Genomic DNA, 18298 nt, shown 5'->3' on the forward strand with positions numbered 1-18298 from the left:
CCCAATTCCCGGTACGTACGTACGGCCGGGATGACCCAGGGAGTCGTTATCGTTATGCGTACAGCTTTGGTTCTCGGTGGCGGTATGGCGGGCCTGGTCGCGGCCCGGGTGCTGGCGGACCACGCCGAGGAAGTGATGGTGCTTGAACCCGACGACGTCGCGGTGGATCAGCCGCGGCAGCGGCGCGGTGTGCCGCAGAGCGCGCACGCCCACATCCTGCTCGGCCGCGGCCGGCAGATTCTGGGAGACCTCTTTCCCGGACTGTTCGACGCGATGATCGGTCACGGCGCGGAACTGCTCGACTTCGAGCGGGACGGCGGCTGGTACGCCGACGGGCTGCGCCGGGTGGCGGTGCCGGGTGACGACATGCTGAGCATGACCCGCCCCTTCCTGGAGTGGCATCTGCGCCGCCACGTGCTCAGGTCGGGGCGGGTGCGGTCCGTGCGGGCGAAGGCGACCGGGCTCACCCTCACCGGGTCCCGGGTGGACGGGGTGCGGATCGCACGGGTGGACGGCGGCGGCGCGGGGACCCCCGGCGGGCCGGGGGAACGGATCGCCGCCGATCTCGTCGTCGACGCCACCGGACGGTCGAGCCGACTCGGCGACTGGCTGCGGGAGAGCGGTTTCCAGGAGCCGCCCCGCCGCCGCGTGGGCTCGGACATCGGCTACGCGACCTGTCTGTTCCGCCGTGAGCCGGGGCAGCGTCTCGCCGGTGTCCGGGCCGCGCACTCCACCCGGACGCTGCGCTCCGGGCGCCCGGGGGCCAGCTCCCTCAGCCCCGTCGAGAACGGCCGGTGGATCGCGCTGACGACGGGCTTCGCCGATGACCGGCCGAGCCGCTGCTACGACGAGTTCGTGGCGCGCTGCATGGCGGACGTGGAGCCGATGCGGGAACTCGTGCGCGCGTGCGAGCCGATCGGGGAGGTGGCGGTGTACCGCTTCCCGGCCAGTGTCCGCCGGGACTTCCACCTCCTCGGCGACGACTTCCCGGCCGGACTCGTCGTGTCGGGCGACGCCGTGGCCTCGTTCAACCCGGTCTACGGCCAGGGCATGACCACGGCGGCGCTGCACGCCGAGGCGCTCGGCCAGTGGCTGCGCTCCGCTCCGGACCTGGACCGGCCGGCCGGCGCCTACTTCAAGCGGATCGCCGCCGTCGTCGACAACGCCTGGGAGACATCCGCCCAGCAGGATCTCTTCCTGCCGCACGTCGCCGGGAAGCTGACGGTGGGGCAGCGGGCCCAGCTCTACCTCCGGGACCGGCTGATCGACGGCTGCATCACCGACATGAAGGTGCACCGGAGCTTCCTCGACGTGGTGAACATGCGGACCGGACCGCGTACGCTGCGGCGGCCCTCGATCCTGTTCCGTGCGCTGCGCGCGCCACGACGACAGTCGGCACTGCGGTGACTGATAAGCTGAAAAAGCACGATCGAGCGTTCATATTTCCTGCGAACACACCGCACCCTGCGGCTGCCAGTCAGGCAGACGGCGACGCACAGGAGGCTCCGAGGATGCCGGACCGCACATGGTTGATCACGGGCACGTCGACCGGCATCGGGCGCGCCCTGACCGAGATCCTGCTGGAGCGCGGCGAGCGGGTCGCGGCCACGGTCCGTGCGCCCGAGGCGCTGGCCCCGCTCGTCGAGGCCGCGGGTGACAGGTTGCTGCCGCTCACCCTGGACACCACCGACCCCGAGGGTGTCACGCGGGCGGTGGAACGGGCTCACGCCACCTTCGGACGGATCGACGTAGTGGTCAGCAACGCCGGATACGGCCTGTTCGGCGCCGCCGAGGAAGTCACGGACGAGCAGATCGAGCGGCAGCTCGCCACCAATCTGCTCGGCCCGATCCGGCTGGCCCGCGCCGTGTTGCCGCGGCTGCGAGCCCAGGGAGGCGGCCGGTTCGTACAGATCTCCAGCGTGGGCGGCCTTGTCTCCGTGCCGCACCTGAGCGTCTATCACGCCACCAAGTGGGGCGTGGAAGGGTTCTTCGAGGCCCTGCGTGCCGAGGTCGAGCCGTTCGGTGTCCAGGTCACGCTGGTCGAACCCGGGGCCGTCCGCACCGACTTCGCCGGCCGCAGCGGGGAACTGGCCCCGGCGCTCCCGGAGTACGCCGACACACCGGCCGGGCAACTGCGCCAGGCGTTCGAGCACGGCGTCCTCCCGGTACCCGGCGACCCGCGCAAGGTCGCCCGCGCCGTCGCGGACCTGGCCGACCGGGAGCGGGCCCCGCTGCGGCTCGTGCTCGGCAGCGACGCGTTCGCACTCTTCCAGGGCGCGCTCCGCGACAGGCTCGGCGAACTGGAGGAGCAGAAGGACACGGCGCTTTCGACGGACGCCGACGCCCCGGCCTGAACCGCATCCCACTCCGGCCCGAACCACACACCCTTCCCGTACCCGTATCCGTACCCTTTCGCATCCGCACACCGACCGTACGATTGCCGAGGCGTCCCAGCATGGTGAACCCCCTCAACACCAAGGCCACACTGTTCCGTTCGTTCCACGCCGAGGGTGAGCTGCTCGTGCTGCCCAACGCCTGGGACGCCTGTAGCGCCGTCGTGATGGAACGCGCCGGCGCAGCCGCCGTCGGCTCCACCAGCGCCGGTGTCTCCTGGTCCCTGGGCCGCCCCGACGGCCAGCGGCTGACCCGGGACGAGATGGTCGCCGCGGTCGGCCGGATCGCCACCGCCGTGCAGATCCCGGTCACCGCCGACATCGAGGGCGGATACGGCCCGACCCCCGAGGACGCGGCCCTGACCGTCACGGCGGTCGCGGCCGCGGGCGCTGTGGGCGTCAACCTGGAGGACGCCCCGGGCGCGGACGGCGCACCGCTGATCACCCCGCCCGCGCAGGCCGAGCGGATCGCTGCCGTCCGGGAGGCGGCCGCCGCGGCCGGTGTGCCCGACCTCGTGATCAACGCCCGTACCGATGTGTACATGGCGCAGGTGGGCGAGGCGGACGAACGCTTCGACCTCGTCCTCGACCGCGCCAAGGCCTACGCCGAGGCGGGCGCCGACGTGCTGTTCGTGCCGCTGCTCCTCGATCCCGGAACCCTGACCCGCCTGGTGGCCGAGGCACCGCTGCCGATCAGCGTCATGGCCTGGCCGGGCGGACCCACCGTCGCCGAATTGAAGGCGACGGGCGTCCGCCGGATCAGCGTGGGCACCGCGCTGGCGCAGGCGGCCTACACCGCGGCGGATCGCGGGACGCGTGAGCTGCTGACCGAGGGCACCTATGAGACCAGCGCGAACTCGCTGAACGTGTTCGAACTGAACACGTTCCCCCATCTGTCCGCCGAGTGAGGAGGGAGCGGGCGGCCGGGCCCGTGTGACGTCCGCCTTCCCCGTTTTCCCCGGGCGTCCGTGTTCCCCGGGCGTCCGTGTTCCCTGGGCGTCCGTCGTTCCCGAGTGCCCTCTCTCTGCACGCGCGGCAGCACCCCGTGGCCGGTCACCCCGGCCACGGGGTGCTGTTCGTCGTCCGGCCGGCCGACGCCGCTGCGCGACTGCCCTCGCGGGGCTGTATATCGTTATGCGGAGTCATTGGCGCCTGAATGGATTGTCGGTGCCCCGGTGTGCGTCGGCGGTCGTGCGGCGGGCGGACCGGGGAGCGGCCCCGCGGGGGAGACGGCATGAGGAGTACGGCATGAGTGACAGTCCCGCGGCGCGGCTTCAGGTGCTCTTCGAGGGGCACCGACTGACACCGACGCAGCGGCGCATCGCGCACTGCATGGTGCGGCGCGCCGCCGACGCGCCCTTCCTCTCCAGCGTCGAGCTCGCCGAACTGGCCGGCGTCAGCCAGCCCTCCGTCACCCGCTTCGCCGTCGCGCTCGGCTTCGACGGCTATCCGGCGCTGCGGCGGCACCTGCGCGAGGTGACCCCCGCGGAGGCGGGCGACGGCGGCGACCTGAACGAGTACCAGCAGGCGGTCGAGGCGGAGATCGAGAACCTGCGGCACCTGGCGGACCTGCTCGCCGACCCGGCGCCCGTGGAGCGCGCGGGGCATCTGCTCGCCGCCTCCCGGCCGCTGCCCGTGCTCGGCCTGCGGGCCGCGGCCTCCCAGGCGTACGGGTTCTCGTACTTCGCCGCCAAGGTCCACCCCGACGTACGCCTCCTCGACGAGGGCGGCACCATGCTGGCCGACCGCGTCGACGCCGCGGTGCGCGCCGGGGCGACGGCCCTGCTGTGCTTCGCGCTGCCCCGCCATCCGCGGGAGGTCGTCGCCGCCCTGGAGTACGCCAGGGCGGCGGGCCTGACCGTGGTCACCGTCGCGGACTCCGCGTTCGCCCCGGTGGCCGCCCACTCCGACCTGCTCCTGCCCGCCGCCGTCGGCACCGGACTGGCCTTCGACACGGCCTGCGCCCCCATGCTCCTCGGCCGTGTCCTGCTCGAAGCCCTGTGCGACGGGCTTCCGGATGCCCAGGCCCGCCTGGAGGAGTTCGATGTGGGAGCGGCGGAGCGGGGGCTCTTCGTGGAGTAGGTGTTCCTCCGGCCGGAAGGGGGGGCGTCGATCGCGCCGCGCGCTCGTCCTCAAGCGCCGGACGCAGTCTGCCTCCGCAGCACCACCTTGTTCACCGCCCACAGGCCGATGCCGATCAGGACGAGCACCCCCGCGCGGATGTAGACGTCCGCCGGGCGGTCGGCCAGGGGGCTGGCCAGGGTGAGGGCGGTGACGGCGCCGAGGACCGGGAGGACGGTGGGGGTGCGGAAGTGGTGGTGGTCGACGGGGTCGCGGCGCAGGACGAGGACCGCGACGTTGACGACGGCGAACACGCACAGGAGCAGGAACGCCGTGGTGTCGCCGAGGCCCTCGATCTCACCGGTGGAGACCAGGCCGACGGCGAGCAGCGAGACGAAGACGATGCCGACGATCGGCGTGCGGCGGCGCGGCAGGACACGGCTCATCGCGCGCGGCAGGATGCGCTCGTTGGCCATGCCGTAGCAGAGGCGGGAGGCCATCATGATGTTGATGAGGGCCGAGTTGGTGACCGCGAACAGGGCGATGAGCGCGAAGAGTTTGTGCGGAAAGTCGACGCCACCGGCCTTCACCACCTCCAGGAGGGGGCCGCTGGAGCCGGCCAGGGTCCCGTGGTCGACGAGGAGCGAGGACACCAGGGCCACCAGGACGTAGATGGTGCCGGTGACGGCGACCCCGATGAAGATCGCCTTGGGGAACGTCCGCGTCGGGTCCTTGGTCTCCTCGGCCATGTTGACGGAGTCCTCGAAGCCCACGAAGGCGAAGAATCCGAGGGCCGTGGCCCCGAGCACGCCGGTCATCAGGGCGTACCCGGTGCCGGACGCCTCGAACTCGGTGAGCCTCGCGGGCTCCCCGTCCCCGCTGAACACCGCCCACGCGCCGATCGCGAGGATGATCAGCAGGCCGGTCAGCTCGACCACCGTGAGGACGACGTTGGTCTTCACGGACTCCGAGACCCCGCGCAGGTTCAGCGCCGCGAGCAGCAGGATGAACGCGATGGCCACCAGGGTCGGGGGCAGCGCGTCACCGGTCAGCTCGGCCAGATAGTCGCCGCTGAAGGCACGGGCGGCGGCGCTCGCCGACGAGAGCCCGGAGGCCATCACCATGAACGCGACGATGAAGGTGAGGAAGGGGACCTTGAACGCCTTCTGCGTGTAGAGGGCCGCGCCCGCCGCCTTCGGGTACTTGCCGACGAGTTCCACGTACGACGCCGCCGTCAGGATCGCCACGACGAACCCGATCGCGAACGGCACCCACAGCGCGCCGCCGACCTTTCCCGCGACCTTGCCCGTGGTGGCGTAGATGCCGGTGCCGAGGATGTCGCCGATCACGAAGAGGATGAGCAGTCTGGGGCCGAGCACGCGCCGCAGGCCCGGATCCTCGGCGGCCGGTGGTGCGGTGGTGCCACTCGTTCCTGACGTCGTCACAGGAGCCTCCCCCGAGGGTGACGGTGAGCCGCTTCCGGCTGGGGATGGCCTTCTGCCCGCCCCGGGCGCCGCCGAAGCCGGAGTTGAGCAACCTCAGAGCTCGCGCAGCGCGTCCCGCACCCCGCCGCCCGCCTCGGCGACGACCTCCGCCACGCTCTGCGGCTCCCGCACCACCCCGAACCGCACCGCGCCCCCCGCCTCCCGCGGGTCGGCCACGAAGCCGTGGATGCCGGGCCTGACCAGGCTGTTGTACGAGTAGTGGTGGGCGAAGCAGTAGGCGCCGGTGTCCAGGACGGCCACGTAGTCGCCCTGTTGCAGGGGCGGCAGCTCGCGGTCCCTCGCCAGCAGGTCACCGGCGAAGCACGCAGGGCCCGCGATGTCCTGGCGGACGGCGGGACCGGGCTTGGGGCGCCCCTCGGCGTCGTACGCGGCGATCCTGAGGGGCCAGGACTCGGGCACGTACACCGTGCGCGTCGCCACCTGCACGCCCGCGTGCGTCAGCGCGATGCCCCGGCCGCCCGCCGACTTCACGTACTCGACGCGGGCGAGCAGCGTCCCGTGCTTGGCGAGCAGCGACCGGCCGAACTCGGTGACCAGGCCGTAGCGTCCGTCGAGGAGTTCGGGCACCTCGCGCCGGAGCAGCCGCGCGTAGTCGGCGTGGGTCGGTGTCTCCTCGTCCGACGCGAAGTTGACGGGGAGCCCGCCGCCGAGGTCGAGGGTGTCGATCTGGCGCCGCCCCGCGCGGTCGTTGATCTCCTCGGCGAGCGCGTACGTGGCCGCGACACCGCCCGCCATCAGCTCCAGGGGCATGCCCTGCGAACCGGAGTGCGTGTGCAGCCGGGTCAGCCACGGACGGTCCAGGTACGCGCGCACCAGCCACTCCCGCGCGCCCTCGTCCCGCAGCGGCACCCCGAACTTGGAGGTGGCGGTCGCCGTCGAGAGTGCCTCGATGGCACCACCGCCGACCTGCGGGTTCACCCGTATACCGAGGGGCGAGCGAGTGGGCGCGGAGCGCACGAGCGCGTCGATGCGGGCGAGTTCCTGCGCGTTGTCGGCGTTGACGGCGATGCCGAGCGCGAGGGCCTCGCGCAGTTCGGCCGGGGTCTTGGCGGGGGAGTCGAGGACGGTGTGCGTCGGAGGAACACCCGCGGCGCGGGCCAGGGCCAGCTCGCCGGGGCTCGCCACCTCGGCGCCCACCCCGGCGGCGGAAAGGAGCCGCAGCACGGGGACCAGCGGGGCCGCCTTCACCGCGAAGGCGTGCAGGACGGGGGTGCCGGGCGCGGTGACCTCGTCGAAGGCGGTACGGAGCGCGGCGGCCGAGGCCCGTACCCCGGTCACGTCGAGCAGCCCGGCGAGCGGCAGGTCGGGGCCGACGAGGCCCTGCTCGACGGCGGCGCGCACGGCCTGGTCGCGGCGGGCGGCGGGGTCGGTGGGCGCGGTGGGGGGAGTGGCGGGGGCCTTGGCGGGCCGAGCGGAGGGGGCCGTGGCGGGCCGAGCGGAGGGGGTGGTGGCGGGCGGAGCGGAGTTGTCTGGACCCATGTGATCCAGACAATCACCCGGACGCGGCGACCGCTGCCCCGTGACGCTATTGACTAGTTCTATTCACAGCAGCAGGATGTGAATAACAACGTCACAGCAGGACAGCATGCGAGGAGGCACCCCATGTCAGGACCCCGCCCCGTACGGGCCCCGCGCGGCACTGCACTGAGCGCCCTGGGATGGCAGCAGGAAGCGGCCCTGCGCATGCTCCAGAACAACCTCGACCCGGAGGTCGCCGAGCACCCCGACAAGCTCGTCGTCTACGGCGGCACCGGCAAGGCGGCCCGCGACTGGCGCTCCTTCGACGCGATGGTGCGCACGCTGAGGACCCTCAAGCAGGACGAGACGATGCTCGTCCAGTCCGGCCGCCCCGTCGGCGTCATGCAGACCCACGAGTGGGCGCCGCGCGTGCTCATCGCCAACTCCAACCTGGTCGGCGACTGGGCGAACTGGGAGGAGTTCCGCCGCCTCGAAGCGCTCGGCCTCACCATGTACGGCCAGATGACCGCCGGTTCCTGGATCTACATCGGCACCCAGGGCATCCTCCAGGGCACGTACGAGACCTTCGCGGCCGTCGCGGCGAAGAGGTTCGGCGGCACCCTCGCCGGAACGATCACCCTCACCGCCGGGCTCGGCGGCATGGGCGGCGCCCAGCCGCTCGCCGTGACGATGAACGACGGCGTCGCGATCTGTATCGACGTCGACCCGCGCGCCATCGAGCGCCGCATCGAGCACAAGTACCTGGACGTGAAGGCCGACTCCCCGGAGCACGCCCTCCAGCTCGCCGTCGAGGCCCGCGACGCCCGCCGCCCGCTCTCCATCGGCCTCCTCGGCAACGCAGCCGACCTGCTCCCGCGCATGCTCGCCGAGGGCGCCCCCGTCGACATCGTGACGGACCAGACCTCCGCCCACGACCCGCTCGCGTATCTGCCGTCGGGCGTCGACTTCGACGACATGGCCGCGTACGCCGCCAAGGACCCGGCGGGCTTCACCACCCGCGCCCGCGAGTCCATGGCCCGGCACGTCGAGGCCATGGTCGGCTTCATGGACGCGGGCGCCGAGGTCTTCGACTACGGCAACTCCCTCCGCGGCGAGGCCCAACTCGCCGGATACGACCGGGCCTTCGCCTTCCCCGGCTTCGTGCCCGCCTACATCCGCCCCCTCTTCTGCGAGGGCAAGGGCCCCTTCCGCTGGGCGGCCCTGTCCGGCGAGGCCTCCGACATCCACAAGACGGACAGGGCGATCCTCGACCTCTTCCCCGAGAACGAGTCGCTCCACCGCTGGATCAAGATGGCCGGCGAGCGCGTCCACTTCCAGGGCCTGCCCGCCCGCATCTGCTGGCTCGGCTACGGAGAGCGGGACCGCGCGGGCGAGCGCTTCAACGACATGGTCGCCTCCGGCGAGCTCCAGGCCCCCCTCGCCATCGGCCGCGACCACCTGGACTGCGGCTCCGTCGCCTCCCCGTACCGCGAGACCGAGGCCATGCTCGACGGCTCCGACGCGATCGCCGACTGGCCGCTGCTCAACGCCATGGTGAACGTGGCGTCCGGAGCGAGCTGGGTCTCCCTGCACCACGGCGGGGGCGTCGGCATGGGCCGCTCGATCCACGCGGGCCAGGTCTCGGTCGCCGACGGCACGAAGCTCGCGGGCGAGAAGGTGCGGCGCGTGCTCACCAACGACCCCGGGATGGGGGTCGTCCGGCACGTCGACGCCGGGTACGAGTCCGCGGACGCGGTCGCGTCCGAGCGCGGCGTGCGGGTGCCGATGCGGGAGGGCGAGTGAAGCGCCCCGAGAAGGCCCGCGGAACCGCGCGCCCAGCCACAGCGGCGCAGTCGCCCGCGCCCCGCACGACCTTCACGCAGATGTGGCGCGACCTGCGCCCCGTCGGGCGCGACGCCGAGTCCGGCGGCTACCGCCGCCACGCCTGGACGGGCGCGGACGCCGACTGCCGGACCTGGTTCCAGGAGCAGGCGGAGTCCCGCGGCCTGACGTACGAGACCGACCGCAACGGCAACCAGTGGGCGTGGCTCGGCGACCCGGCCGCGGGGGACGCCGTCGTCACCGGTTCCCACCTGGACTCCGTCCCCGACGGCGGCGCCTTCGACGGCCCCCTCGGAGTGGTGTCCGCCTTCGCCGCCCTGGACGAACTCAGGGCCCGCGGCGCCGAGTTCACCAAGCCCCTCGCCCTCACCAACTTCGGTGACGAGGAGGGCGCCCGCTTCGGCCTGGCCTGCGTTGGCTCCCGCCTCACCGCGGGCAAGCTGACCCGCGAAGCGGCGTACGAGCTGCGGGACGCGGACGGCGTCACCCTCCCGCAGGCGATGGAGCGGGCCGGGTACGACCCGGCGGCCATCGGCCCCGACCCCGAGCGCCTGGCCCTCGTCGGCGCGTTCGTCGAACTGCATGTGGAGCAGGGCCGGTCCCTGGACCTGTCCGGCGACCCGGTGGGCATCGCCGGCGCGATCTGGCCGCACGGCCGCTGGCGCTTCGACTTCCGCGGCGAGGCCAACCACGCGGGCACCACCCGCCTCGTGGACCGCAGGGACCCGATGCTGTCGTACGCCGAGACGGTCCTCGCCGCCCGCCGCGAGGCGGAGCTGGCGGGCGCGCTCGCCACCTTCGGCAAGATCGCCGTCGAGCCGAACGGCGTCAACGCCATCCCGTCCCTGGTCCGCGGCTGGCTGGACTCACGGGCCGCCGACCAGGACACCCTGGACACGGTGGTGACGGCGATCGAGAAGGCGGCCCGCGAGTACGGCGACCGGCACGGCATCGACGTGGACGTCGTCCAGGAGTCCTGCACGCCCGTCGTCGAGTTCCAGCACGCGCTGCGCGACGAACTGGGCAGGGTCCTGCGCGAGCGCACCGGCCGCGCGCTCCCGGTACTCGGCACGGGCGCGGGACACGACGCGGGTATTTTGTCCGAGTCGGTCCCGACCGCCATGCTGTTCGTACGCAACCCCACGGGCGTCTCGCACTCGCCCGCCGAGCACGCCGAAGAGGACGACTGCCTGGCCGGGGTGCACGCCCTCGCGGACGTACTGGAAGGCCTCGCGTGCCGATGACCGAGCCGACGCCGAAGTCGACGTACTGGATGGAACACGCCTGGCTGGACCCGGTCGTCGAGCCCGGGGTCGCCCTCGACATCGACACCGGCGGCCGGATCGCCGCCGTCCGGCGCGGCGTCGAGGTCCCGCCGCCCGGCGCGACGGTGCTGCGCGGCCTGACCCTGCCGGGCCTCGCCAACGCCCACTCGCACGCCTTCCACCGCGCGCTGCGCTCGACCGTCCAGGTCGGCAGCGGCACGTTCTGGACGTGGCGCGAGGTCATGTACCAGGTCGCCGACCGGCTCACTCCCGAGTCGTACCACGCCCTGGCCAGAGCCGTGTACGCGGAGATGGCCCTGGCCGGGATCACGGCCGTCGGCGAGTTCCACTACCTGCACCACGCGCCCGGCGGCACCCCCTACGCCGACCCCAACGCCATGGGCGAGGCGCTGATCGCCGCCGCCGCCGACGCGGGCATCCGCATCACCCTGCTCGACACGGCGTACGTGGCCGCGGGCCTCATCGACGCCTCCCGGGGCGTGGCCCCCAACCGCCACCAGCTGCGCTTCTCCGACGGCACGACGCAGGCGTGGGCCGAGCGGGTGTCGCTGCTCAAGGACCGCGCCCACGCCCGCGTCGGCGCGGCCGTGCACTCCGTACGGGCCGTCCCCGCGCGGCAACTGGCGGCCGTCGTCGAGTGGGCCTCCGTACGGGGCGCCCCGCTGCACGTCCACCTCTCCGAGCAGAAGGCCGAGAACGAGGCCTGCGTCGCCGCCCATGGCCGCACCCCCACCCGGCTGCTCGCCGACCACGGCGTCCTCGGCCCCCGCACGACCGGCGTGCACAACACCCACCTCACCGACGAGGACATCGCCCTCATCGGCGGCTCCGGCACCGGCACCTGCATGTGCCCCACCACCGAACGGGACCTAGCCGACGGCATCGGGCCCGCGCCCGCCCTCCAGCGCGCCGGCAGCCCGCTGTCCCTCGGCAGCGACAGCCACGCCGTCATCGACCTCCTCGAAGAGGCCCGCGCCATGGAGCTCGACGAGCGCCTGCGGTCCCACACCCGCGGGCACTGGACCGCCGCCGCCCTCCTGCGGGCCGCCTCCGCCGACGGCCACGCCGCCCTCGGCTGGCCCGACGCGGGCACCCTCGAACCCGGCGCCCTCGCCGACCTCACCACCATCGCCCTCGACTCCGTCCGCACCGCGGGCGCCCTGCCCCGCCTCGGCGCGGAGGCGGCCGTCTTCGCCGCCTCCGCCGCGGATGTGCGGCACACCGTCGTGGGCGGCCGCCACGTCGTGCGCGACGGCACGCACACGGCGGTCCCCGACGTGGGGGCGGCGCTGGGGGAGGCGGTGGCGGCATTGCGCTGACCCGCGCGGGGCGCCCCGGTCCCGCCCCTTCTCCGAAACCGGGGCTCCGCCCCGGACCCCGTTGTCGGCCTGCGGCCTCGTCCTCAATCGCCGGACGGGCTCAAAAACTCTCGCCGGTGCGGTGAAGTCACCACCCGACCGGCACGGATCCAGCCCGTCCGGCGTTTGAGGACGAGGCGCGGAGCGCCGATACGGGGTCTGGGGCGGAGCCCCAGTTTCGGGAAGGGGTGCCCGCGCGCGGAGCGCGCTGATGCATACAGCGGGGAGCCCCCGGCAAGGCCCCCGACCCGCACCCCACCCCCCGGACAGGACCATGACGAAGACCACCACCACCATCACCAACATCGCCACCCTGGTCACCAACGACCCCGCCCTGGGAGAGGGCCCCCTCGGCCTCATCGAGAACGCGGCCCTCGTCCTGGAGGGCGAGACGCTCGCCTGGGCGGGCCCCACCGCCAAGGCCCCCGCGGCGGACGAGACGTACGACGCGAAGGGCCGCGCGGCCATCCCCGGCTTCGTCGACTCCCACAGCCACCTGCTCTTCGCGGGCGACCGCACCAAGGAGTTCAACGCCCGCATGGAGGGCCGCCCCTACGAGGCGGGCGGCATCCGCACCACGGTCGCGGCGACCCGAGCGGCCACGGACGCCGAGCTGGAGGCGAACGTCACCCGCTACCTCCGGGAGGCCCTGCGCCAGGGCACCACCACGTTCGAGACGAAGTCGGGCTACGGCCTGACGACACAGGACGAGGCCCGCGCCCTGCGCATCGCGTCCCGCCACACCGACGAGGTGACGTTCCTCGGCGCCCACATCGTGTCACCGGACTTCGCCGACGACCCGGCGGCGTACGTGGAACTGGTCACCGGCGAGATGCTGGAGGCGTGCGCGCCGCACGCCCGCTGGGTGGACGTGTTCTGCGAGAAGGGCGCGTTCGACGGCGACCAGGCGCGGGCGATCCTGACGGCGGGCAAGGCGAAGGGCCTGCACCCCCGCGTCCACGCCAACCAGCTCTCCCACGGCCCCGGCGTCCAGCTGGCCGTGGAGCTGGACGCGGCCTCGGCCGACCACTGCACGCACCTCACCGACGCCGACGTCGACGCCCTAGCGAACAGCGGCACGGTGGCGACCCTCCTGCCCGGCGCCGAGTTCTCCACCCGCGCCGAGTGGCCGGACGCCCGCCGCCTCCTGGACGCGGGCGCGACGGTGGCGCTGTCCACGGACTGCAACCCGGGCTCGTCCTTCACGTCCTCGGTCCCGTTCTGCATCGCGCTCGCCGTACGGGACATGGGCATGACCCCGGACGAGGCGCTCTGGTCCGCCACGGCGGGCGGCGCGGCGGCCCTGCGCCGCACGGACGTGGGCCGCCTCTCCCCGGGGGCGCGCGCCGACCTGGTGCTCCTGGACGCCCCGAGCCATGTGCACCTGGCGTACCGGCCGGGGGTCCCGCTGGTGGCGGAGGTATGGCGCAGGGGCGCCCGTACGGACTGAGCTGCCCCGCCCCAGAAGTACCGCGGGCTCAGGCCCACATGCCGCCGTCGACCCGCAGGACCGTGCCGGTGACGTACGAGGAGCGGTCGCTGAGGAGCCAGGCGGCGGCCTGGGCGATCTCCTCCGGGTCGGCGGCGCGGCCCAGCGGGGTCTGGGCGTTGAGGCGGTCGATGGTGCCGGGGGACTCGTCGTCCCACGCGCGGAGCATCTCGGTGAGGGTGGTTCCGGGGGCGACGGCGTTGACGCGGATGCCCTCGGGGCCGTAGGTGGCGGCGGCGGACGCGGTGAGGCTGTTGACCGCCCGCTTCGTGGCTCCGTACGCGGGCAGCGCGGGGTTGGCGAGGAGGCTGCCGACGCTGGAGGTGTTGACGAGGGCGCCGCGGCCCGCCGTGCGGCGGATGGCGGCGACCTCGGCGTTCATGGCCAGCCACGGGCCCTTCAGGTTCACGGCGCAGACGCGGTCGAAGTCGGCTTCCGACAGCTGGTCCATGGGGCCGGGCGGCTGGCCCGTCGCACCGTTGTTGAAGGCGACGTCGAGCCGTCCGTACAGCTCCACGGCCCGGTCGACGGCGCCCCTGACGCTGTCGGCGTCGGCGAGGTCGCACACGACGTGGTCCGCGGTGCCGCCGTCCGCCCGGACGGCGTCCCGCACCCTCCGCAACTGCTCCTCCGTGCGGGCGGCGAGCAGGACGCGGGCGCCCTCGCGGGCGAAGAGGCGTGCCGCCGCGGCGCCGATGCCGCGGCCGGCACCGGTGATGAGGGCGACCTTGCCGTCGAGGAGGCGGGTGCCGGGCAGGAGCGATGTGGTGTCGTTCATGCGGAGGAGCCTGGGCCCGCTCCCCGGTGTGGTCCAGGCACTGGCAGTACCTGGTTGGCAGGCGCGTGACCGGCGCACACTGGTCGGATGAACCGACAAGAACTGGCGGGCTTCCTGCGCGGCAGGCGCGAGCGCGTCACGCCCGCCGACGTGGGCCTGCCCGTGGGGCCGCGCCGCCGTACGCCGGGGCTGCGCCGCGAGGAGGTGGCGCAGCTGGCGTACATCTCGACCGAGTACTACGCGCGCCTGGAGCAGGGCCGCGCCCCGCACCCGTCCCGCGAGGTGCTCGCCCAGCTCGCGCGCGCCCTGCGCCTGTCGGACGCCGAACGCGACCACCTCCACCACCTCGCCGGAGCCCCGCCGGGACCTCCGCCCGGCCCCTCCCGGGAGGTGCGCGGGAGCATCGTCGACCTCATCGAGCGGCTGCCGGACGCGGCGGCGCTCGTGGTGTCGGCGACGTACGAGGTCATCGCCTGGAACGCGCTGGCCGCCGCCCTGACGGAAGACTTCTCGGGCCTGTCGCGCCGGGACCGCAACCTCGTCCGGCGCGCCTTCCTCGGCCCCCACCGGGACGGCCGCCGACTGTACGGCGTCTCGGACGCGGAGGCCTTCGCCCGCACCGCGGCCCAGCACCTGCGCGCGACGGCGGCCCGCTACCCCGACGACGCGGAGGTGCAGGACCTGGTACGCGAACTCCGCACCTCCAGCGAGGACTTCGCCCACCTCTGGGCCACCCACGAGATCTCCCCCCGCCCCACCCTCTGCAAGACCTTCCACCACCCCCTGGTGGGCCCCGTGGCCGTCAACTGCGACGTTCTGGACATCACCGACCGCGACCAACGCGTCTTCTTCTACACGGCGACGCCCGGTACCCCTTCGGGGGAGGCGCTGCGGTTGTTGTCGGTGGTGGGGACGCAGCGGATGGGGGTGCCGGGCTGAGTGCCCGCCGGCCGGCGAAGCCGGTGGTGGCCTCCCGCGGCATCTCGTAGCCGTGGGAGGTCGGACGGCTCAGGACGACGCCCCCAAGGCCGCGAGTTCGGCGCGCACCAGGGCTTTCGCGTCCTCCCCGTAGACCGCGGACCGCTCCAGGAGGCTGAAGGCCTTCTCGTAGCGCTGGATCTGGACGACGTCGGTGCACACGGGGGCATCTCCGAACAGCTCGACCTCTACGCGCGCCCCGTCGAAGATCCCGAAGCTGTTGCCGGGGAAGACATGGAGCGGGGCGCGGCCGGGGATGATGCCGAGCGTCACTCCTGGCAGTGCGAACGATGCGAGGACGCGTTCGAGTTGCCCCCGCATGACGTCGAAGCCGCCGATGTTGGAGCGAAGGGACTGCTCGCCCAACAGGGTCCTGTACGTCCGTCCGTCCTTGCCGAACAGTTCGGCACGCGCGGTGCGGGCCCTGACGCCCGCCTCGATGTCCCGTGGCGACTCCAGGAAGTCGACGACAAGGGTGAGCATCGCTCGCACGTACTCGGGGGTCTGTAGGCTCCCCCAGATCACGTCCGGGCAGTAGTGCTTGGTCTCCTTGGTCTGCCTGACCAGGTTCAGGAAGGCTTCCTGAGTCGGGCCCATACCCTCCTGGTGAAGCTCCTCCCATGTCTTCGCGCGGCCTTCGGGCGTATCTGCTGTCACGGGCACCTGCTCCATTCGATGGATCACTCATGGCGGGCCAGGGCATTCAGACGATCACTGGTGACGTCGGACCGTCTGCGCGGGGCAGTCGAGTTGCGGCATGGTGCGATTCGGGGAACAGCACACCAGGGCCAGGGACAGGAACGTGGGCCTTTCGAGATAGCAGCCGAGGGAGACGTCGCCGCCCCAGCCGAGCCTCACGACGGCGCACTCGGCGAGTAGCGCGAGGCGCTCACGATTCCGCTCGGCGGCCGGCGGCAGGTCCACGACGGGGAACTCCGCCTTCACCTCCCGGTGGCGTCGGACCAGCTCGGGGCGACTGCCCTCCGGGGGCGCGTGCGGGGGCGGAGGCCGCCGGAGGGCCTCGTCGTCGAAGTGCTGCTTGGGTCCGGTCCACAGGTAGCCGTGGTGATGCAATTGCCGTCCCCTTTGGGGAGTACGGGGTGGGAGTCCGGGTGCGACCGGCCTCCGCCTCCGCCGAGGCGGGAGTCCGCGTTCGACCGGCCTCCACCCCCGCCGAGGCGAGAGCGGAGACCGGGGGGGGGAAGTACCGGGCGCGAGGAACGCGAGAATCAGGCGGAGAGCCCGAACCTCGCCGGGTCGATACCGGCCGCGTCCAGCTCCGCCGTACTGAAGCGCAACGCCGCGCCGCCGGGCCGCTTGCTGTCCCCCACGGCCCAGATGTCCTCTCCGATCCTCGCCAGGGTCACGCACGACTCACCGTCCGGGTGCGTGTTGCCACCGCACGCTTTGCTGAAAACGACGGTGTCGGAAAGGGGGAGGCTGTACAGGTCGGTTCCGTTGTGCATTGCCGCACCTTCTTCCTGCTCGGCTGGGTACGGCCATGGCCGGCCGTGGCACCATCATTGCGCTCGGACGGGGCGATGTGCAGCGCTAGGTACGTTGACGCATAAAGTCTTCGGCGGCCTCGGTAAGAAATGCTGACGCGTTCTGTCCGGTAAGGGCGTGGGACCAGAACAGATCGAACAGGTTCAGGTGTTGGTTCACGTCTCTCGGGTCGCGCAATACAACTTCGCCGGAGAAGAGTTCGACCGTGACAAGACGGTCGTCGTAGACGACGAAGATGTTCATCGGTGTACCGGGAACCTGCACTCTTTGCGGGACCACTCCGATTTCGACGTTGCTCTTCCTGTTGACCTGCGCCATGTGCGCACACTGCGCCGCCATCGTTCCGGCGCTCGCCCGTCGCCACTTGACGGCTTGCTCGGTCAACAGGAACTGAAACGATCGTGATGTGTCGTCCAGGACGACCTGGCGGTCCATGCGCGCCTGTACGGCCCTGCGAACGTCCCTGGCCGGATCGCCGTCCACCGTGGGTGACAGCGTCTCGACGGCGTACTCGCGGACGTGCAGGAGTCCTGTGGGAACGGCGGGCAGGAAGTGCCGCATCACTCGCGAGGAAGACTCGAGAGCCTTCAGTTCGGCTTGCTTGTGGTAGAGGCCCATGCGCGCGTACGCCCGCCATGACGCGTAAACGACATTCGCCCTGCGGGCCAGCTGTATGAGCTCGTCGGAGACCTGGTCGGGCACAGCAAGTGCCTTGAGGATCCGCTCGACGTCGATCACCGAGGGCAGCGCGCGGCCGGTCTCGATCCGGCTGATCTTCGTCTGGCTCATGTTGCAGCGGAGCGCCAGACGTTCACCGCTGAGACCGGCAGCGCGGCGAAGACCCCGAAGGGCCTCCGCCAGATCCTTCCGCTCCCGTGCTTGCTCGTCAGGTGCGATAGGCACTGAACGGTACGGCGCTTTCCAGAGCGAGATCTCGCCACGCGAGATATTTCCCCAAGTCCGGGTCCTGGATCAGTTCACGGCTGATCTGCGAGCCGTCGGAACGGTAGTTGAGGTGTACGACCGTCGACTCGTCGAACATCCAGAAGTCCTGCTCCGGAAGTCCGGAAACCTCGCGGTCGGTCACATCGACTATGTGGTAGTCCTCCCCGGCCGCGACATTTCCGGGAATGCACCACTCGAACAGATACCGGCTGTACGGCGTGAGCGGTCGACGCACGAGCTTGGCCCGCGTCATCGTCCGCCCGGCCGCCGTACGGTCACCGACCGTCCGATGCCACGGTGCGTTGAATCCGTCGGGTTTCCGGGCTCCGGCCAGAAAGCCGCGAACCGTCTCGGCCTCGGCGGGCATGGTGTACGTCTGGTGCACTTCGAGCCGAAAGGCGGAACGCTCGAAATCTCGGAAGTACGCCTGCCATGCGTCGCCGTCGAGGAGTACAGGGCTAGAACCACCCACGGGCACGGGCCGCCTCCTTCAGGATCGCTTCCGGAATCATGACGACCGACTCGCCATCCGGCGTCGGGTGGGACACGTCGTAACCCTGGATCGCCAGCATCCCCGGTTCCGGCGTCGCGTACACGGTCGGGCAGTCGCCATTCCCGCACTTGTCGTCGTCATCGCTCTTGCACGGCCCGCCGGCCACCATCCGCAGTTCGTCCATCGAGGCCCCTCCGGTCTGTGTG

General features: G+C 72.3%; 18 protein-coding genes. 9 read left to right on the plus strand and 9 right to left on the minus strand.

Annotated elements, in window-relative coordinates; genetic code table 11:
* The first annotated feature begins 54 nt into the window (after positions 1 to 54).
* The 4 genes from ACH4DX_RS23405 (at position 55) to ACH4DX_RS23420 (ending at position 4475) form a co-directional block, all read left to right on the plus strand.
* Positions 55 to 1407 carry an FAD-dependent oxidoreductase gene (locus ACH4DX_RS23405; protein ID WP_398156529.1) on the plus strand — a complete coding sequence of 451 codons (1353 nt, stop codon included), beginning with the start codon at positions 55 to 57 and terminating at the stop codon, positions 1405 to 1407.
* Between the two features lie 104 nt (positions 1408 to 1511).
* Positions 1512 to 2354, plus strand: a complete 843-nt coding sequence (locus tag ACH4DX_RS23410) for an SDR family oxidoreductase (RefSeq protein ID WP_398156530.1) — start codon at positions 1512 to 1514, stop codon at positions 2352 to 2354.
* Between the two features lie 101 nt (positions 2355 to 2455).
* Positions 2456 to 3301: an isocitrate lyase/phosphoenolpyruvate mutase family protein gene (locus tag ACH4DX_RS23415; RefSeq protein ID WP_398122851.1), complete on the plus strand. Its 846-nt coding sequence runs from the start codon at positions 2456 to 2458 to the stop codon at positions 3299 to 3301.
* A gap of 340 nt (positions 3302 to 3641) precedes the next feature.
* On the plus strand, positions 3642 to 4475 hold the full coding sequence (locus ACH4DX_RS23420) for a MurR/RpiR family transcriptional regulator (protein ID WP_398122852.1): 834 nt from the start codon (positions 3642 to 3644) through the stop codon (positions 4473 to 4475).
* Between the two features lie 50 nt (positions 4476 to 4525).
* On the opposite strand, the gene ACH4DX_RS23425 is transcribed toward ACH4DX_RS23420, so the two are convergent.
* Positions 4526 to 5899, minus strand: coding sequence for an APC family permease (locus tag ACH4DX_RS23425; RefSeq protein WP_398156531.1), 1374 nt, complete (start codon positions 5897 to 5899; stop codon positions 4526 to 4528).
* A 93-nt stretch (positions 5900 to 5992) separates the two neighbouring features.
* Positions 5993 to 7438, minus strand: coding sequence for a diaminopimelate decarboxylase (locus ACH4DX_RS23430; protein ID WP_398156532.1), 1446 nt, complete (start codon positions 7436 to 7438; stop codon positions 5993 to 5995).
* A 123-nt stretch (positions 7439 to 7561) separates the two neighbouring features.
* On the opposite strand from ACH4DX_RS23430, the gene hutU reads away from it, so the two are divergent.
* The 4 genes from hutU to hutI all read left to right on the plus strand — a co-directional run bounded on the left by hutU (position 7562) and on the right by hutI (position 13353).
* Positions 7562 to 9220: a urocanate hydratase gene (gene hutU / locus ACH4DX_RS23435; RefSeq protein ID WP_398156533.1), complete on the plus strand. Its 1659-nt coding sequence runs from the start codon at positions 7562 to 7564 to the stop codon at positions 9218 to 9220.
* Between the two features lie 80 nt (positions 9221 to 9300).
* A complete protein-coding gene (locus tag ACH4DX_RS23440) occupies positions 9301 to 10503 on the plus strand; it encodes an allantoate amidohydrolase (RefSeq protein ID WP_398156600.1) in 1203 nt (400 codons plus the stop codon).
* Complete coding sequence (locus ACH4DX_RS23445) at positions 10500 to 11864, plus strand: formimidoylglutamate deiminase (protein ID WP_398156534.1); 1365 nt, start codon at positions 10500 to 10502, stop codon at positions 11862 to 11864. Before ACH4DX_RS23440 ends, ACH4DX_RS23445 begins: the two co-directional genes overlap by 4 nt.
* A gap of 313 nt (positions 11865 to 12177) precedes the next feature.
* A complete protein-coding gene (hutI, locus tag ACH4DX_RS23450) occupies positions 12178 to 13353 on the plus strand; it encodes an imidazolonepropionase (RefSeq protein WP_398156535.1) in 1176 nt (391 codons plus the stop codon).
* A gap of 28 nt (positions 13354 to 13381) precedes the next feature.
* Here the strand turns inward: hutI and ACH4DX_RS23455 are convergent, their stop codons facing one another.
* A complete protein-coding gene (locus tag ACH4DX_RS23455) occupies positions 13382 to 14170 on the minus strand; it encodes an SDR family NAD(P)-dependent oxidoreductase (protein ID WP_398156536.1) in 789 nt (262 codons plus the stop codon).
* 87 nt (positions 14171 to 14257) lie between these two features.
* On the opposite strand from ACH4DX_RS23455, the gene ACH4DX_RS23460 reads away from it, so the two are divergent.
* On the plus strand, positions 14258 to 15109 hold the full coding sequence (locus tag ACH4DX_RS23460; RefSeq protein WP_398156537.1) for a helix-turn-helix transcriptional regulator: 852 nt from the start codon (positions 14258 to 14260) through the stop codon (positions 15107 to 15109).
* Between the two features lie 69 nt (positions 15110 to 15178).
* On the opposite strand, the gene ACH4DX_RS23465 is transcribed toward ACH4DX_RS23460, so the two are convergent.
* The 6 genes from ACH4DX_RS23465 to ACH4DX_RS23490 all read right to left on the minus strand — a co-directional run bounded on the left by ACH4DX_RS23465 (position 15179) and on the right by ACH4DX_RS23490 (position 18276).
* Positions 15179 to 15745 carry a DUF5753 domain-containing protein gene (locus ACH4DX_RS23465; protein WP_398156538.1) on the minus strand — a complete coding sequence of 189 codons (567 nt, stop codon included), beginning with the start codon at positions 15743 to 15745 and terminating at the stop codon, positions 15179 to 15181.
* Positions 15746 to 15859: 114 nt separating this feature from the next.
* Positions 15860 to 16222, minus strand: coding sequence for a hypothetical protein (locus ACH4DX_RS23470; protein ID WP_398156539.1), 363 nt, complete (start codon positions 16220 to 16222; stop codon positions 15860 to 15862).
* A 155-nt stretch (positions 16223 to 16377) separates the two neighbouring features.
* A complete protein-coding gene (locus ACH4DX_RS23475) occupies positions 16378 to 16614 on the minus strand; it encodes a DUF397 domain-containing protein (RefSeq protein ID WP_398156540.1) in 237 nt (78 codons plus the stop codon).
* Positions 16615 to 16699: 85 nt separating this feature from the next.
* Positions 16700 to 17557: a helix-turn-helix domain-containing protein gene (locus ACH4DX_RS23480; protein ID WP_398156541.1), complete on the minus strand. Its 858-nt coding sequence runs from the start codon at positions 17555 to 17557 to the stop codon at positions 16700 to 16702.
* A complete protein-coding gene (locus ACH4DX_RS23485) occupies positions 17541 to 18077 on the minus strand; it encodes a DUF6879 family protein (protein ID WP_398156542.1) in 537 nt (178 codons plus the stop codon). Before ACH4DX_RS23485 ends, ACH4DX_RS23480 begins: the two co-directional genes overlap by 17 nt.
* A complete protein-coding gene (locus ACH4DX_RS23490) occupies positions 18058 to 18276 on the minus strand; it encodes a hypothetical protein (RefSeq protein ID WP_398156543.1) in 219 nt (72 codons plus the stop codon). Before ACH4DX_RS23490 ends, ACH4DX_RS23485 begins: the two co-directional genes overlap by 20 nt.
* Between the last annotated feature and the right edge of the window lie 22 nt (positions 18277 to 18298).

The organism is Streptomyces sp. NPDC017940 (assembly GCF_044328435.1).
Taxonomy (GTDB): Bacteria; Actinomycetota; Actinomycetes; order Streptomycetales; family Streptomycetaceae; genus Streptomyces.

Excerpts from the sequence above, each read along its gene's own strand:
- ACH4DX_RS23430 (WP_398156532.1), bottom strand. The coding sequence starts at position 7,438 with ATGGGTCCAGACAACTCCGCTCCGCCCGCCACCACCCCCTCCGCTCGG.
- ACH4DX_RS23445 (WP_398156534.1), top strand. The coding sequence starts at position 10,500 with ATGACCGAGCCGACGCCGAAGTCGACGTACTGGATGGAACACGCCTGG.
- ACH4DX_RS23475 (WP_398156540.1), bottom strand. The coding sequence starts at position 16,614 with ATGCACAACGGAACCGACCTGTACAGCCTCCCCCTTTCCGACACCGTC.
- ACH4DX_RS23420 (WP_398122852.1), top strand. The coding sequence starts at position 3,642 with ATGAGTGACAGTCCCGCGGCGCGGCTTCAGGTGCTCTTCGAGGGGCAC.
- ACH4DX_RS23455 (WP_398156536.1), bottom strand. The coding sequence starts at position 14,170 with ATGAACGACACCACATCGCTCCTGCCCGGCACCCGCCTCCTCGACGGC.
- hutI (WP_398156535.1), top strand. The coding sequence starts at position 12,178 with ATGACGAAGACCACCACCACCATCACCAACATCGCCACCCTGGTCACC.
- ACH4DX_RS23460 (WP_398156537.1), top strand. The coding sequence starts at position 14,258 with ATGAACCGACAAGAACTGGCGGGCTTCCTGCGCGGCAGGCGCGAGCGC.
- ACH4DX_RS23415 (WP_398122851.1), top strand. The coding sequence starts at position 2,456 with ATGGTGAACCCCCTCAACACCAAGGCCACACTGTTCCGTTCGTTCCAC.
- ACH4DX_RS23440 (WP_398156600.1), top strand. The coding sequence starts at position 9,301 with ATGTGGCGCGACCTGCGCCCCGTCGGGCGCGACGCCGAGTCCGGCGGC.
- ACH4DX_RS23465 (WP_398156538.1), bottom strand. The coding sequence starts at position 15,745 with ATGGGCCCGACTCAGGAAGCCTTCCTGAACCTGGTCAGGCAGACCAAG.
- ACH4DX_RS23405 (WP_398156529.1), top strand. The coding sequence starts at position 55 with ATGCGTACAGCTTTGGTTCTCGGTGGCGGTATGGCGGGCCTGGTCGCG.
- ACH4DX_RS23410 (WP_398156530.1), top strand. The coding sequence starts at position 1,512 with ATGCCGGACCGCACATGGTTGATCACGGGCACGTCGACCGGCATCGGG.
- ACH4DX_RS23490 (WP_398156543.1), bottom strand. The coding sequence starts at position 18,276 with ATGGACGAACTGCGGATGGTGGCCGGCGGGCCGTGCAAGAGCGATGAC.
- hutU (WP_398156533.1), top strand. The coding sequence starts at position 7,562 with ATGTCAGGACCCCGCCCCGTACGGGCCCCGCGCGGCACTGCACTGAGC.